Source organism: Micromonospora sp. NPDC003944, from assembly GCF_053605225.1.
Genome location: NZ_JBSGIV010000104.1, coordinates 1 through 15,795 on the forward strand (window position 1 = coordinate 1; position 15,795 = coordinate 15,795).

Genomic DNA, 15,795 nt, shown 5'->3' on the forward strand with positions numbered 1-15,795 from the left:
CCCTCGTGGCCGGCGAGGTGCCCAACCTGGCCGAGTTGCGCCTGCACAACGGCACCGTCTACAGGTGGAACCGCCCGGTGTACGACGTGTCGCGGCCGCCGAGTTGCTCGGCGTCAGCGCCGACACCATCCGCCGCTGGGTGGACGCCGGGCGCTTGACCGCCGGGCGCGACGAGCACGGCCACCGGGTCGTCGCCGGTGTCGACCTGGCGGCCTTCGCGCGTGCCCAAGCCGCTGACCCGGATGCGGGCGCCGAGTTCTCCTCGGCCCGCAACCGGCTGCGCGGCATCGTCGTCGACGTCCGGAAGGACACGGTGATGGCCCAGGTCGACATCCAGGCTGGCCCGTTCCGGGTCGTGTCGTTGATGAGCCGGGAGGCCGTCGACGAGCTGGACCTGCGGGTCGGGTCGGTGGCCGTCGCGGTGATCAAATCGACCACGGTGGTGGTGGAGCGGCCCACAGCCGCCACGAGCAGAGGGCGGGCGGGCGGATGAAGGCGTGGCGCAGGGCCACGGCCCTACTGGTGGCGGTCGGCCTGACGGTGACTGGCTGCGGCACGGGTGACGACGGGGTGGCCGGCGGCGCCGAGGACGGTCGGGTCACCGGCACGGTGACCGTGTTCGCGGCGGCCTCGCTGACCGAGTCGTTCACCCGCATCGGGAGGGACTTCGAGGCCGCCAACCCGGGCAGCAGTGTGACCCTCAACTTCGCCGGCAGTTCCGCCCTGGCCAACCAGATCACCCAGGGCGCACCGGCGGACGTGTTCGCCTCGGCCGCCCCGGCGAACATGACCACGGTGACCGGGGCGGGCAGCGCCGACGGCGCACCGAGCGTCTTCGCCCGCAACCAGTTGGTGATCGCGGTGCCCCGGGGCAACCCGAGACGGGTGGCCGGCCTCGCCGACCTGACCGGCCCGGGTGTCAAGGTGGCGCTCTGTGCCAGTCAGGTGCCCTGCGGCGCGGCGGCCCGCACCGCACTGGACGCGGCCGGCGTCGCACTGACCCCTGTCACCCTTGAGCAGGACGTCAAGGGTGCGCTCGCCAAGGTGAAGCTCGGTGAGGTCGACGCGGCGCTTGTCTACCGTACGGATGCGCGGGCGGCGAGCGCCGACGTGAGCGGTGTGGAGTTTCCGGAGTCGGCGCGGGCGATCAACGACTACCCGATCGTCGCGCTCAAGGACGCGCCGAACCCGGCCGGCGCGCGGGCATTCGTCGCGTACGTCGGCTCGGCGCCAGCGCAGGCGGTCCTCGCCGAGGCGGGTTTCCAGGCACCGTGAGGCAACAGGTCCACGACCAGGACTCACCTCGCGGTCGCCGAGCCACGCCTCGACGGCGAGGGCGGGTGCCGGCGGCGCTGCTCATCCCCGCCGGGCTGGGGTTGCTGTTCCTCGTTCTGCCACTTGCCGGGTTGCTGGTCCGGGCACCGTGGACGACCCTGCCGGGGCGGCTCACCGAGCCGGGCGCGTTGACCGCTCTGCGGCTGTCGGTACAGACCGCCACCCTGGCCACCGCACTGTGCCTGTTGCTCGGGGTGCCGCTGGCCTGGGTGCTCGCCCGGGTCGAGTTTCCCGGCCGTCGGCTGGTACGCGCGCTGGTCACCGTGCCGCTGGTGCTGCCGCCGGTGGTCGGTGGGGTGGCGTTGTTGCTGGTCTTCGGCCGGCGCGGCCTGCTCGGCGGCTGGCTCGACGCCACGTTCGGCATCACCCTGCCGTTCACCACTGCGGGTGTCGTGCTGGCCGAGTCGTTCGTCGCCATGCCGTTCCTGGTGATCGCCGTGGAGGGTGCGTTACGCGCCGCCGACCACCGCTACGAGGAGGCCGCCGCGACGTTGGGCGCGAGCCGGTGGACCACCTTCACCCACGTCACCCTGCCGTTGGTGGCGCCCGGTTTGGCCGCCGGGGCGGTGCTCTGCTGGGCGCGGGCGCTCGGTGAGTTCGGTGCCACCATCACCTTCGCCGGCAACTACCCGGGTCGGACGCAGACCATGCCGCTCGCCGTCTACCTGGCGTTGGAGACCGACCTGGAGTCCGCGATCGTGCTCAGTCTGGTGCTGCTCGTCGTGTCGGTGGGCATCCTGGTCGCGTTGCGGGACCGTTGGATGACCACCGCATGAGCACCCGATCGGCTGCGCCGGTCGACCTTCGGGCGGCCGGTCGGCTTCTCGACGCCCGGCTCGTCGTCGACCGGGGCGCTTTCCGGCTCGACGTGCCGTTGCGGGTCGCGCCCGGCGAGGTGGTGGCGCTGCTCGGCCCGAACGGCGCCGGCAAGACCACCGCGCTGCGGGCGTTGGCCGGGCTGCACTCCCTCAGCGACGGGCACGTCACCCTCGACGGCGTCGACCTGGACCGCCCGGCGACCGGGGGTTGGGTGCCCACCGAACGCCGGTCGATTGGCGTGGTCTTCCAGGACTACCTGCTCTTCCCGCACCTCAGCGCGGTGGACAATGTGGCCTTCGGGCCGCGCCGGCACGGCGTCGACCGGCGGGCCGCCCGTGCCACGGCACGGGAGTGGCTGGGCCGGGTGGGGCTCGACGCGCAGGCGCAGCGCCGGCCCCGACAGCTCTCCGGCGGTCAGGCGCAGCGGGTGGCGCTGGCCCGCGCACTGGCCGTGGCGCCGTCGCTGCTGTTGCTGGACGAGCCGCTCGCCGCGCTGGACGCCCGCACCCGGCTGGACACCCGCGCGGAGTTGCACCGGCACCTGTCCGCCCACCCGGGCGCCACGGTGCTTGTCACCCACGACCCGCTGGACGCGTTGGCGTTGGCCGACCGTCTGGTCATCGTGGAGGGCGGCCGGGTGGTGCAGGAGGGCGACGGGCCGAGCGTCACCGCCCGGCCCCGCACCGACTACGTGGCTCGTCTGGTCGGGCTGAACCTGTATCGGGGCCGCGCCGACGGGCACGGGGTGCGGGTCTCGCCGGAGCTGACCCTCACGGTCGCCGACCGGTTGGAGGGCGAGGCGTTCGTGGCGTTCCGACCGGCGGCGGTGGCGCTGCATCCGGCCCAACCGGAGGGAAGCCCGCGCAACACCTGGGCGGGCACCGTCGCGGGCGTCCAGCGGCACGGTGACAACGTGCGGGTGCAACTGGACGGACCGATCGGGGTGGCCGCTGATGTCACGCCGGCCGCCGCCGCCCAGCTGCGGTTGATTCCCGGCCAGCGGGTCTGGGTGGCGGTCAAGGCGACCGAGACCTACGCGTACCCGGCCACCGGCTGACCCGACGGCCGGAAGCGGGTCAGCCGGCGAGCAGGTCGGCGTGTGCGGCCCGCAGCCGAGCCACCGTCGGGTCGCTGCCGGGGACGACCCGGCGATCCAGCTCGGCCCACACCTCGGCAAGCGCCGCGCGGATGGCGCCCAGCTCGGCGGCGTGCCGCTGAGTGCTGCGTCGGTGCTGCTCGTCGAGGCGACGGGCCCAGCCGGCGGTGACCGTGGCGAGTCGGTCGGCGTCGGCGCGGGCCTGGGCGCCGCTGCGGGCGGCCGTGGCGGGGACGATTGCGGCGACCGGGCGGGGATCGCCGTCGCGGGTGACGACGGTGACCGCGTCGGTCAGCTCGGCCAGCGCGACGAGCTGGCTGAACCGGGTGCGCGCCTCACGCAGCGGCACGGAACGCGGCGGGTCGGAATGAGGGGTGAGCGCGGGGACGGCCATGGATGCATGGTGCCGTGCGGGTACGACAACAATCCGCCGTCGGCAGTGGACGGTGCGTCATCACCCGGGCCACTCGTCGGCCAGCACCGACCAGATCTCGAGGTTGATCCGACCGTGCGGGCCGGGCCTGAACTGGCGAAGTGTCCCGTCGAGACGCAGGCCGAGCCGTTGGGCGAGGGCCTTGCTGCGGGTGTTGTCGGCGTTGGTGCGCCACTCCACCCGCTGGATGCCGCGCTCGCGCACCGCCCAGTCGACGATCCGGCGGACCGCCGGGGCGACCATGCCCCTGCCCTGCGCGGCCGGCTCCACCCAGCACCCGACCTCGCAGACGCCGGTGGTGGCGTCGAACGACACGAAGATGACCCCGCCGACGAGGGTGCCCCGCCACCACAGACCCCAGATGCCGCCGCTGTCGCTGGCCCAGCGGTCGGCGTAGCGCTGCAACACCGCACGGGCGGATTCCAGGTCGGTGGCGGCGAAGGACGGTGACACCCAGGGCTTGATGTGGTCGCGGGCCCGGTCCATGTGGGCGAGGAACTCCTCGGCCCGCCACGGCTCCAGTGGGCGCAGCTCGACCTCGTCGGTCAGCGGCAGGGTGAACACCGGGCCTCCACTCAGGTGGGCGTCGAACGTCGGTAGCAGGCTCGCACAGGCCCGCGCGTCCGGGCCGCGCCGGGGCACGCTCAGATCGCGAGATGGGTACGGCCCGACCACCGACCGGCACAATCAGATGATCATGTGGGTCCAGTAGCTGAGCCAGAGCACGAACAGCACGCCCTGCACCACGGCGAGCGTCGCGGTCAGCCACACGTCGACGCTTGCGTGCCGGGCCCAGCGGGCCAGCACCAGCGCCACCGGGAAGGCAGCGAGCAGGTAGCGCAGCAGGCTCTTGTACACCGGCGGGCCCATCGACAGCGGCACCAGCACCATGAGGACGCCGTACACCAGATAGGCCAGCTCCCGGCGGCGGAAGCCGGCGACAAGCACGGCCAGGACGGCCACGGCGAACCAGACCCGAGCCGCGTCGCGCGGCTCGCCGGTCAACCCGTTCAGCAACACTGGTACGGGGTTCTGCACCTCGATGCCCCACCCGGTCTGCTGGGCGTGCTGGTAGGCGAACCAGTCTCCGCCCCGCCACCGGCAGTAGGCCATGAAGGTGAACCAGCCGGCGGGCAGCAGCAGTAACGGCCAGCCGATCCGGAGGTAGCCGAGCAGGGGGCGCGGGCCGAGCCGCCAGCGGTGCTGCCGCAGCAGCACCAGGGCGAGCGGCAGCACCACGAGCAGGCCGACGGAACGGCTCATCGCCAGGAAGTAGCCGAACACGCCGACCAGCAGCCACCGGCCCCGCTCGGCGTAGTAGAACGTCGCCACCGCGAGGCAGACGAAGAGCGACTCGGTCAGCGCGGCCTGGAACAGGAACGCGGTCGGCAGCAGCACCAGATACCTGGTGAACCGGCGGGCCGCCGGACCGTCGCCGAGCAACAGTTCCGCAAGCCGGTAGCCGTACCAGAGCGCCAGCAGGAACGCGACGTTGCTGATCAGCAACAGGGCGAGGGCGGTGTCGCCGCCGAGCAGCGCGCCGACCGGCCGGGCCAGGAACGGGTACAGCAGCGGGAAGCCGAAGTCCACCCACGGCCCGGTCAGCGGGAGGGTGCTCAGCCGCAGGTAGAGCAGGGAGTCCCAGGCGAACCAGAAGGAGATCCACCGGTGCCCGGAGATGTCCCGCTGCTGTGCCCACATCAATGCCTCGCCCGCCGGCGGGGCACCGGGGACGCCGTCCCAGGCGTGCAGGACCAGGAGCCCGAGCAGGGTGAGCAGCAGCTTGACGCCGAGGAACAGGCCGATGACGTACGGCCAGGGCGGCGGCACGCGGCGGGCCAGGCGCGCTCCGGCGTGGCCTGCCGCGACCCCTCGGGCGGCGAGCCCCCCCGCGCCGCTGCGCCACCGGTCCATCCGCCCCGCTTCCCCGCTCCCCGGCCGCGCGGGGAGTCGCCCTTCTCGTGGTACGCCGCGGCGTGCCCCGCCGAAGCGAGGACCAGCCGCCGTCAAGTGTGACATTCTGCGCATAACGGGTGACGTCGAGGCCTTCACCACGGCGGTGAGCAGGGAGCGCACCAGCATGAGCGAGCAGCACGGCACGGTGGTCATCGGTGCGGGGCCGGCCGGGCTCACCGCGGCGTACGAGCTGCTCCGGCACGGCCGGTCGGTCCAGGTGTTCGAGGCCGACGAGGTGGTCGGCGGGATCAGTCGCACGGTGGAGCGTGACGGGTGGCGCTTCGACATCGGCGGGCACCGCTTCTTCACGAAGGTGCCCCGGGTGGAGGCGTTCTGGCACGAGATCCTGTCGGACGACGACTTTCTGACCCGGCCCCGGATGAGTCGCATCTTCTACCGGGGTGCCCTGTTCAACTACCCGCTGAGCGCGGTGAACGCCTTGCGCAACCTGGGGCTGCCGGAGGCTGCCCGCTGCCTCGGCTCGTACGCCCGCGCCCGGCTGCGGCCACCCCGGGACCAGTCACACTTCGAGGGCTGGGTATCGGCCCGGTTCGGCTGGCGGCTCTACTCGATCTTCTTCAAGACGTACACCGAGAAGGTCTGGGGCATGCCGGCGGACCGGCTGCGGGCCGACTGGGCGGCGCAGCGGATCAAGAACCTGTCACTGGCGACGGCGATCCGCAACGCGCTGCTGCCGCGACGGCGGCGCACCGACGTGACGAGCCTGATCGAGGAGTTCCAGTACCCGAAGTACGGGCCCGGGATGATGTGGGAGCGCTGCGCCGAGCAGGTCCGTGAGCGGGGCGGGCGCATCTCCACCGGCAGTTGGGTCACCGCCGTGCACCGCGACCCGGCCCGCCGGCGGGCGGTCAGCGTGACTGTCAACGGCACGGGCGGGCAGCGTACCGAGGCGGCCGACGAGGTGATCTCGTCCATGCCGATCTCGGAGCTGGTCGCCGCGCTGCACCCGCCGGCGCCGCCGGAGGTGCGGGCCTGCGCAGCCGACCTGCGCTACCGCGACTTCCTGACCGTCGCCCTGGTCGTGCCGGCGGAGTTCTCGTTCCCGGACAACTGGATCTACGTGCACGACCCGGGGGTGCGGGTGGGTCGGATCCAGAACTTCGGCTCCTGGTCGCCGTACCTCGTCAAGGACGGCCGCACCTGTCTGGGCCTGGAGTACTTCGTGTTCGAGGACGACCAGATGTGGCGTACCCCCGATGCCGACCTCGTGGCCCTCGCCACCGCGGAGCTGGAGCGGTTGGGGTTGGTGCGACCGGGCGTGGTGGAGGCCGGCTACGTCGTGCGCATGCCGAAGGCCTACCCGGTGTACGACGAGCGCTACCAGCACAACGTGGACGTGATCCGGGCGTGGCTGACCGAGGCGGTGCCGAACGTGCACCCGGTGGGCCGCAACGGCATGCACCGCTACAACAACCAGGACCACTCGATGCTTACCGCGATGCTCACGGTCGAGAACATCGCCACCGGGAGTACGCACGACGTCTGGTCGGTCAACGTGGAGCGGGACTACCACGAGGAGTCGTCGGCCGGCGGCGACGGCGGGCGCGGCACGGGCCGGGACGCGCCGGTGGTGCCCAGCCGGATCATCGCGGCCCCGATCACCGCGCCGGACGAGCCAGCTTCTGTCGCAGCTCCCCCGTCTCACGCATGAAGCCGAGCACGATCTCGCGGAACGAGTCGACGGACAGGTCGACGGCGGACTGGAACTTCGCGAGGGCCAGGTCGATGTCGGACCGCTCGCGGTCCTTGTCCCAACCGATCGGGTTCGGCGTCTGGACCTGCTTGCAGGCCACCAGCAGGGCGCGGCCCTGCTGGAAGTTCACCGACGGCACGTTCCAGACGGTCCCGGCCATGATCCGTACTCCGTCCAACAGGACGAGCGCGGCCGTGAGCCGCTCGAGCCCCTCGCTGGGCGACAGCATGTGGGAGCGGACGAACATCGCCCCGAGCGCGACGAGCAGGCCCACATCCGTGAAGTCGTGCAAGAACCTGTCCACCAACGGCGCGCTCTCCGGCCCGACGGCGGTCGCGATCTCGGCGCGCATCGCGTGCATGCCGGTGGCGAGCTCCGAGAAGCTGCCCACCCGCGCGATGGTCTCGGCCAGTTTGCCGTACCCCTCGGACAGGGTGCCGTGCAGTTCGAGCCGGGCCAGGGCGCAGACGATCGACGCGGAGAAATCCGTGGCCTCGTGCAGTTCGGCCCGTGCCGCCGCCGCCATCAACTCGTCTCGGGAGCACTCCCCCGCCGCGTAGGCCTGGGACAACGATTCGCACGCGCCCACCGCGGCACGCAGGCGCAACAGCGGGTCGCCGAGCGCGAGGTCGAAGGCGTCGAGGTAGGCGGCCGCCGCCGTGGTGAAGTGCCGCCGGTGCCGGTGGTGGGCCGCGAGCAGGTGTGCCATGCGCGGGTTGGACGGGAAGGCCCGCCGGCCGCGGGCCAGGATCTCGTCGACCGGACGGAAGTCGATGGGGATGTGCGCCACGATGGCGAGCGCGGTCTGGAGCTGCAGCTCGTTGTGCGCCTCCCGCTCGACCGCCTCGACCGAGTCGCCGCACCGCTTCACCAGCGAGGAGAGTCTCTTCCTGCGTACCTCGCCGAGCTGTTCGAGCACTGCCAGCTTGTGCGGGGTCGGACGGCTCAACCAGCGCTCGTCGGACATCCGCGCCTGCCTCAGGAGCGACCCCGCGATCGCCCACTCCGTACGCACCAACTGGTACTCGATCTCCACGACGAGCGGAGTGACCTTCGGGTTGCTCCTGCGCCACCTGCGGTAGGCGCGCTTGATCGGGGCGAGCTGACTCTCGGCGGAGCGGTGCGCGGGCAGGTCGGAGTCGACGGCGTTGTCGCCCTCCCGGCTCACCTTGAGCGTGGGATCGGCGACGAGCAGGCTCAGGAAGGCGTCGGCGGTCGGGGCGTTCTCGACGGTCCACGCCAGCAGGTCCCGCGCGAGGTGCAGTCGACCGGGTTCGCCGGTCCGCCGGCTGCGCTCCAGCCGGTGGAGCCGCCGTTGCTGCCTCGCGATCGCCAGCAGAGGACGGCTGTCACCAGCCAGGGCGAGCGACTTGAGCAGCTCCTCGTGCGGCGCGAGCGCGCGCAGCGCCCGGGTGAGGAAGACCTCGGTGAGTGACTGGTCGCCGCTGAAGTCGCCGGCGCGGCCGATCAGCGAGACGTACATCGTCCAGGTGCCCGGGTCGGCCAGGAAGGAGCTGTCGTCCTCCAGCTGGGACAGACACCACTCGCCGACCGCGCGGAGGCCGTCCGGTGAGGGCAACGGCCGGACGGTGACCGCGCGGAGCACGTCGTGCAGCACGATCCGCACATCGGCGCGGCCGGACAGGCGCTCGTCGGCGACGACGGCGCTCATCCACGCTCCGATCGCGGCACCGACGCCATCGTCCGTGCCGACCCCCAGCCACCACGCCAGCACGAGCACCTGGGCGTCCTGGACCTGCTCGAGGTGGCTTCCCGCCGCGACGATGCGGTCGACCGTGTGCACCCCGCCGACCTCGGCGAACGTGCGACTGGCGGCGGCCACGTCGCCCGTGTGGATCTGGCTGCGCCAGAGCCGCAGGCGGACCCGCACCGACGGGCCACCGCCGCCGCCTCGGCCCTCCAGCTCGACGATCTGCTGGTAGAGCGACTCCACCCACTCGGGTCGCAGCGAGCGGTTGGACACGCGATGGGCGATGTCCTGCATCGCGAGGCCCTGTTCGGAGGTGAGCGTGTCCACCTCGAAGACGAACGGCGCGGTGCCCGGCCATTCGTCGAGCCCGATGGCGTCGGCGCTGAACGCGCCAGGGGCCAGGTCCCGCCGCGTCGCCGTGGGCGCGCGGATGCCGAGCGGGTCGTGGGCGGAGGCCAACACCTGTTGTTCGAGGGCATCCCCGATGAGCGGCGGCACGTCGTGGCAGACCTCTCCGGTCGAGCCGGGTCCGACGGTCACCAGCCCGGGGTCGAGAATGGGCAGGTCGAATCGCTCGGACAGGGCGATGGCGAGGTCCACCGCGTCGTCGCCCTGGTGCTGTGCGCAGGCCGCCAGGATCTCCCCGGGCAGAAGACACCGTGGGTCGACGAGGTCCAGCGCGTTCTCAGCCGCCTCGGCCGGCACTCGACCGAGGGTGGCACGGGCGATCAGCGCCGCCGCGTCCCTACGGCCGATCGGTCCCACCTCGACGGCGGTGGAGAGCCCGACGCAGGACAACTCGTCGGCGAGCTCCCGCCCGACGAGGACGACCGCGGCGTTCATCCGCTCGGCCGCGTTCATCAGCGCGACGACATCCGCGTCGGCGGCGGCGTCCACGATCTGGTGCTGGAGGTCGATGACGAGCCGCCCACCGCGCAGGTCGCGCATGATCGTCCAGCAGGCCAACGCCAGCGTCTCCTCGTCGGAGCGGCTCCCGAACGGGTCCTGCGGGATGTGCACGCCGAGCACCGGCAGGACGATCCCCACCACCGGATGCCGCGCGGGCACGGGCGGGGCCAACGCCGCGTCGACGTACGCCGTGTCACCGGCGGGGACGTGCGCGAGGCGGACCCAGACGCCGGCCAGCGCCGACTTGCCGGCGAGTGCGTCACCGACGACGAGGCGGTGACGGGGGCCGTCGCGCGAATCCAGCGCGGCGATCTCCGCTTCCCGGCCGACGAGTTCCAGCAGGTCCGAGGGTGCGTCCCCGCGAATCAGACTGCGCGGAGGCCAGGTGAGCCCGCTTGCGGCGTGCCGGATCTGCATCCGGCGGTCGTGCGCGTCCAGGCCGAGCGAGGCTCGGAGCGCAACGATCTCCGTACCCAGCAGGGCGTGTCCGCCCAGGTCCGTCTGCCGCCCGCGGGTGACCCGGACCATGCCGACGAGCCGGCCGTCCTCGCGGTCGAGCACCGGCGCGCCGCTGTATCCCCGCTGGATCTGCCCCGACCGGAGCTTGAGCCAGGCGATCCCGTCGTCCTCGACGAGGCCCTCGTTGACCACAAGCGTCGTCTCGGCACGCCTGTCGACACAGCTGACGACCACGTACTCCGCGGCGAGGGTGGGCGGACGGGGGTCCGGCACGAACCAGAAGTCGTCGGCGTCCTCGACGGTCAGCAGGCAGAGGTCACGCTGCTTGTCCCAGACGAGGACCGTCGCCGGCTCGTCGAGGGCGGCGGCGGACCGGCCGATGCGGCGTATCTTCACCGGCCCGGTCCGGTCCAGCCCGTGCGTGGCCGTGGCGACGACCCGCGGCCCGATCATGAAGCCGGTCTGTGTCACGGACCCCTGGTGAACGCCGACCAGCCCCGCCCACAGATGCCGGCCGGCCTCGACATCAGCCATCTCAGCCGGCGAGGTCCTTCCAGGCCAACTTCAACTCGACCGCGCCCTCGGCCTTCCCGTCGACCAGGAGCGCCACCGCCTTGCCGTTGGTGATCGAGAAGCCGACGCGCATGGTGACCTCGATGTCCGTCGGGGCCGCCTTGCGGGCGTGCTCCACCAACTCCTCGGCCACCTTCGACACCTGCTCCGCCACGTCGCTGAGCTTGACTCTGAGCGACTGGAAGGAGACCTCCTCCTCGGAGTCGATCTCCATCGCCAGCGCCGCGAACGTCGTCTGGTCCTTCAACTCAAGCGCTATCAGGTCGCCGTGCATCAGGTCGTTCCCCTCGGTGAGGCGCTCGTCGGGTCGGGTGGCAGCAATTGTCGCGGCGGTGCAGTGTGGACACCCTGGGCCGGTCAGCCCCTTCCGTCTCACACTCCTGAGGTGATCCAGACCCTAACGCGCTCCGGCCAGCAGACTCCCGGTCGAGCGAGGCGTCTATCGGATCATCGACACGACGGCTGGCCATCGGGGCCGGCGGCGACCTGCGCCGGCGCTCAGGGTCGAGGCCGTGTTGGCGTAGAGCGGCATACCTCGGAGGTATATCTATGACTCTGAGGTATACCGCTCGAAAGGACACGTCCGCGAGCCGGCGCGGGTGGCGATAATCGGTGTATGACGATGGACGTGCACCCTGAGTCAGGGCTCCGGAAGGCCACCCTCACGGATCGGGACCTCAGGGAGACGCCGTGGGACTACTGCCGGATCCACGCGCTCGCCGTCACCGACGACGAGGGGCGGCCCGAGGACCCGACGCTGGACTTCCTGGAGTTCGACGACCTCGACCCCACCGCACCGTCGGCCCTGCGGCTCCATCTCGACCTCGACTACATCGTGCGCCGGTTCGACCCGGGGCCGATGCGAGACGTGCGCTTCTGGGTGGCGCCGGCCACGCTGATCTTCCACAACGTCTGGGACATCGTCGGCGATGTCCGCTCCGCGTGCCTGCCGTTCGAGTTGAAGAACCTGCACCAGGAGGCCCCCGCACGCTCGGGTGAGCCCTGCTGGCACCTGGAGGGGCGCGACCTGGACCTGAGGTTCCAGGCGTTGGGGTACACGCTGTACCTGCGCCAGCCACCGCGTTACGGCAATCGGGTGCTCCGGATGACCGAACGGGGTGGCATCAGCTTCACCCCGAAGCCGTTCGCCTGATCCCGGCCGGGCCTGGGGCCCGTACCTCGACTGTCGCACGGACGGGAAAACGCTTACCAGAGCGCTATTGACGGTCATCACTGGCTGTCAGTACCGTGATGCGGGCAGCGAGAAAGCGCTTTCCGACCCTCACCGTCCGACAGGGAGCGCCCCCATGCCCCGACACCTCCGCACGTTCGGCCTGATCCTGCTCGCCATCATCGCCGTGGTGAGCACCACCACCGCCCTGCCCGCCGAGGCCGCGCCCCGCTTCCGGGTGTTGGTCTTCTCCAAGATCACAAACTTCTACCACGACTCGATCCCGGCTGGTATCGCCGCGATCCAGCAACTCGGCGCCGCCCACAACTTCGAGGTCGTCGCCACCACCGACGCCGCGGCCTTCACCGACGCCAACCTCGCCACCTTCGACGCGCTGGTGTTCAACAACACCAACAGCCTGCCGACCTCGGGTGACCTGCTCAACGCCAGCCAGCGGGCCGCGTTGCAGACGTTCATCCGCAACGGCGGTGGGTGGGCCGGCCTGCACGCCGCCTCGGCGAGCGAGCGCGACTGGACCTGGTACGAGGGTCTGGTCGGCACGATCTTCGACTACCACCCCGACTTCTCGTCCACCGGCGGCACCTTCCCCGGCCGGGTCAAGGTGCTCGACCGCGCGCACCCCTCCACCCGCAACCTGCCGGAGCTGTGGGAGCAGAGCGAGGAGTGGTACAACTGGCGGACCAACCCGACCGGCAACGTGCACACCCTCGCGCAGATCAAGGTGCGCGACGGGATCAACGGCCTGGACGAGGGCGTCGACCACGCGTACTCCTGGTGTCAGCGCTACGACGGCGGCCGGTCCTGGTTCACCGCCGGTGGGCACGCCAGCTCGCAGTTCAGCAGCGCGACCTTCCTGGAGCACCTGCGCTACGGCATCGAGTGGGCGGCCGGCGCGGTCGCCGGCGACTGTTCGGCCACCAAGACCAGCAACTTCGAACGGGTGGGGCTGGTCACCGAGAACCTGGCCGACCCGTTCGAACTGGCCGTCGGCCCGGACCGCAAGGTCTACTACATCCAGCGCACCGGCGCGCTGAAGGTGGTCAACTCCGACACCCTGCAGGTCACCACCCTGCTGGACTTCGCCTACACCTCAGCCATGACCGACCAGTCCGACGGACTGCTCGGGATGACCCTGGACCGCAACTTCGCCAGCAACGGCTGGATCTACCTGCTCTGGTCGGACAAGACCCTCAAACAGCTCAACCTGTCCCGCTTCACCGTCGCCAACAACAGCGTCGCGCTCTCCTCGGAGAAACGCCTGCTGGCCGTCCCCACCTACCGGGGCGAGGGCCGGGCCAACTCGCACATGGGCGGGTCACTGGCGATGGACGCGGCCGGCCGGCTCTACGCCGCGATCGGCGACAACACCGACCCGTTCGCCTCCAGCGGCTACACCCCGATCGACGAGCGCTCCGGCCGCGCCGCCTGGGACGCCCAGGGCACCTCCGGCAACACCAACGACCTGCGCGGCAAGATCCTGCGGATCACCCCACAATCCGACGGTACGTACACCGTGCCGACCGGCAACCTCTTCGCCCCCGGCACGGCGAGGACCCGGCCGGAGATCTACGCGATGGGCATGCGCAACCCGTTCCGGATCACCGTCGAACCGCAGACCAACGCGGTGCTGGTGGCCGACTACGGCCCGGACGCCCGCGCCGCCGACGCCAACCGCGGCCCGGAGGGGACGGTCGAGTTCAACCGGATCACCAGCGCCGGCAACTACGGCTGGCCGTACTGCGTCGGCAACAACATCCCGTTCAACGACTACAACTTCGCCACCAACACCTCGGGTGCGAAGTTCAACTGCGCCGCGCCGGTGAACAACTCCCCCAACAACACCGGCCTGACCACCCTGCCGGCGTCGAAGTCGGCGCTTGTCTGGTACGCGTACTCCGCCTCCACCCAGTTCCCCGAGCTAGGCACCGGCGGAGGCGGGCCGATGAGTGGCCCCGTGTACGACTACGACCCGGCCAACACCCGCACCACGAAGTTCCCGGAGTACTTCGAGGGCAAGTGGATCACCTACGAGTTGACCCGCAGGTGGTTCAAGACGCTCTCCATCCACAAGACGGCGCAGACCTTCAGCAATGCGCGCTTCGGCCCGACCGCAGTTGGTGACCTCCAGTCGATCAACGGCATCTTCGGCACCATGAGCTGGATCCAGCCGTTCGAGGCCGAGTTCGGCCCGGACGGTTCGCTCTACGTCATCGACTTCGGCGAGGGCACCGGCAGCGGTCGCGGCGGCAGCAACGCCGGCGCGGGCATCTACCGCATCGACTACGTCGCCAACGGACGGCCACCGACAGCGAAGCTCGCCGCCACCCCGGACAGCGGACGCGCGCCGCTCACGGTCAGCTTCTCGTCGGCCGGCACGACTGCTGGTGACGGAACGGCGCTCAGCTACGCCTGGGACTTCACCAACGACGGGACCACCGACTCCACCGCCGCCAACCCGAGCTTCACCTACTCCGCCGCGGGCAAGTACACCGCCCGGTTGACCGTCCGCAACAGCGGCAACGGGTTGACCGCCAGCGCGGTCACCGAGGTGGTGGTCGGGAACACCAGGCCGACGGTGACCATCAGCGTGCCCGACGGCGGTTTCTTCGACTTCGGCGACAAGATCCCGTACACGGTGACGGTCACCGACCCCGAGGACACCACCATCGACTGCGCCAAGGTGACCGTGCAGACCCAGCTCGGCCACGACTCGCACGCCCACCCGTTGGACGTCTACACCGGCTGCTCGGGACTGCTCGCCACCGAGGCGGACGCCGGCGACGGACACGGGCCGGGGCAGAACCTCTACACCCTGATCACCGCGCAGTACACCGACGGCGGCGCGGCCGGCGGCGTACCGGCGCTGACCGGCTCGACCCGCGTGCAGCTACAGCCCAAGAGCAAGGAGGCCGAACACTTCAGCGCCCAGTCCGGCGTCACGGTCAACGACCGGGCCACCGCCCGCGCTGGCAAGCGACTCGGCGAGGTCGACCACAACGACTGGGTGGCGTTCGGGCCGGCGGACCTGCGCAACATCGGCTCGGTGACGCTCGGGGTGACCAACGGCGGCCTGGGCGGCACCATCGAGCTGCGCACGGGCTCGCCCACCGGCACGCTGATCGGCTCGGCCGCGATCGGCTCGACCGGCGGGTGGGACAACCTGGTCTCCCCCACCGTCACGCTGACGAACAAGCCCACCGGCACGACCACCCTGTACGCGAAGTTCGTCAACGCCGCCCAGGTCGGTGGCACCCCGGACCTGCTCGCACTGGACTGGCTACGGTTCAACGGCGCCGGGGTGAAACAGGAGCCGGGCGGGACGCTGTCCCTGGCCGCGAACCCGGCCAGCGGCGCCGGAACGCTGAACACCACGCTCACCGCCACCGCGACAGCGCCGTCCGGGCAGAGCATCACCGACTACGCGTGGGACTTCGGTGACAACAGCGCCATCACGCACGGCGCGACATTGCGGTCGATCGCCCACACCTATCCCCGCAAGGGCATGCCGGGCGCGACCTGCGGTGGGCAGCACGGCCAGCGCGACGAGCAGCCCGAACCGGTCGTGATCGACCTTGCCGTAGCTCATCGCGATGATCAT

Annotated in this window: 11 protein-coding genes and 2 pseudogenes; 7 read left to right on the top strand and 6 right to left on the bottom strand. The window is 71.2% G+C overall.

Features of this window, described 5'->3' with window-relative positions:
• Positions 1 to 64 precede the first annotated feature (64 nt).
• From ACWER9_RS30335 to ACWER9_RS30350, 4 genes are read left to right on the top strand one after another with little or no spacing between them, the layout of a single operon-like run.
• The gene (locus ACWER9_RS30335) at positions 65 to 493 is read left to right on the top strand and encodes a TOBE domain-containing protein (protein ID WP_452305066.1); all 429 of its coding nucleotides are present in this window, start codon (positions 65 to 67) and stop codon (positions 491 to 493) included.
• Positions 490 to 1,275: a molybdate ABC transporter substrate-binding protein gene (gene modA / locus ACWER9_RS30340; protein WP_452305067.1), complete on the top strand. Its 786-nt coding sequence runs from the start codon at positions 490 to 492 to the stop codon at positions 1,273 to 1,275. Before ACWER9_RS30335 ends, modA begins: the two co-directional genes overlap by 4 nt.
• On the top strand, positions 1,272 to 2,111 hold the full coding sequence (locus tag ACWER9_RS30345; protein ID WP_452305068.1) for an ABC transporter permease: 840 nt from the start codon (positions 1,272 to 1,274) through the stop codon (positions 2,109 to 2,111). Before modA ends, ACWER9_RS30345 begins: the two co-directional genes overlap by 4 nt.
• Complete coding sequence (locus tag ACWER9_RS30350; RefSeq protein WP_452305069.1) at positions 2,108 to 3,211, top strand: ABC transporter ATP-binding protein; 1,104 nt, start codon at positions 2,108 to 2,110, stop codon at positions 3,209 to 3,211. The genes ACWER9_RS30345 and ACWER9_RS30350 overlap by 4 nt, the downstream gene beginning before the upstream one ends.
• 19 nt (positions 3,212 to 3,230) lie before the next feature.
• On the opposite strand, the gene ACWER9_RS30355 is transcribed toward ACWER9_RS30350, so the two are convergent.
• From ACWER9_RS30355 to ACWER9_RS30365, 3 genes are all read right to left on the bottom strand, one after another.
• Positions 3,231 to 3,644, bottom strand: a complete 414-nt coding sequence (locus ACWER9_RS30355; RefSeq protein ID WP_452305070.1) for a type II toxin-antitoxin system Phd/YefM family antitoxin — start codon at positions 3,642 to 3,644, stop codon at positions 3,231 to 3,233.
• Between the two features lie 60 nt (positions 3,645 to 3,704).
• A complete protein-coding gene (locus ACWER9_RS30360) occupies positions 3,705 to 4,247 on the bottom strand; it encodes a GNAT family N-acetyltransferase (protein ID WP_452305076.1) in 543 nt (180 codons plus the stop codon).
• Positions 4,248 to 4,370: 123 nt separating this feature from the next.
• Positions 4,371 to 5,597 (bottom strand): hypothetical protein, encoded by a 1,227-nt coding sequence (locus ACWER9_RS30365; RefSeq protein WP_452305071.1) that lies wholly within the window; start codon positions 5,595 to 5,597, stop codon positions 4,371 to 4,373.
• Positions 5,598 to 5,763: 166 nt separating this feature from the next.
• Here ACWER9_RS30365 and ACWER9_RS30370 point away from each other — a divergent pair, with 166 nt between their 5' ends.
• Entirely contained in the window at positions 5,764 to 7,311 is a 1,548-nt protein-coding gene (locus ACWER9_RS30370) for an NAD(P)/FAD-dependent oxidoreductase (RefSeq protein ID WP_452305072.1), read from the top strand.
• Here ACWER9_RS30370 and ACWER9_RS30375 read toward each other — a convergent pair.
• Together ACWER9_RS30375 and ACWER9_RS30380 are read right to left on the bottom strand one after the other, a co-directional pair.
• The gene (locus ACWER9_RS30375) at positions 7,259 to 10,903 is read right to left on the bottom strand and encodes a S1 family peptidase (protein WP_452305073.1); all 3,645 of its coding nucleotides are present in this window, start codon (positions 10,901 to 10,903) and stop codon (positions 7,259 to 7,261) included. The two genes, ACWER9_RS30370 and ACWER9_RS30375, sit on opposite strands and share 53 nt — an antisense overlap.
• Positions 10,904 to 10,967: 64 nt before the next feature.
• Positions 10,968 to 11,279, bottom strand: a complete 312-nt coding sequence (locus ACWER9_RS30380; protein ID WP_452305074.1) for a CU044_2847 family protein — start codon at positions 11,277 to 11,279, stop codon at positions 10,968 to 10,970.
• Between the two features lie 342 nt (positions 11,280 to 11,621).
• Between ACWER9_RS30380 and ACWER9_RS30385 the strand changes: the two genes are divergently transcribed.
• Together ACWER9_RS30385 and ACWER9_RS30390 are read left to right on the top strand one after the other, a co-directional pair.
• The gene (locus ACWER9_RS30385) at positions 11,622 to 12,158 is read left to right on the top strand and encodes a hypothetical protein (RefSeq protein WP_452305075.1); all 537 of its coding nucleotides are present in this window, start codon (positions 11,622 to 11,624) and stop codon (positions 12,156 to 12,158) included.
• A 154-nt stretch (positions 12,159 to 12,312) separates the two neighbouring features.
• Positions 12,313 to 15,639: pseudogene (locus ACWER9_RS30390) on the top strand (ThuA domain-containing protein); the annotation flags it as partial.
• A gap of 60 nt (positions 15,640 to 15,699) precedes the next feature.
• Here ACWER9_RS30390 and ACWER9_RS30395 read toward each other — a convergent pair.
• Positions 15,700 to 15,795 (bottom strand): annotated as a pseudogene (locus tag ACWER9_RS30395) (MFS transporter permease); the annotation flags it as partial.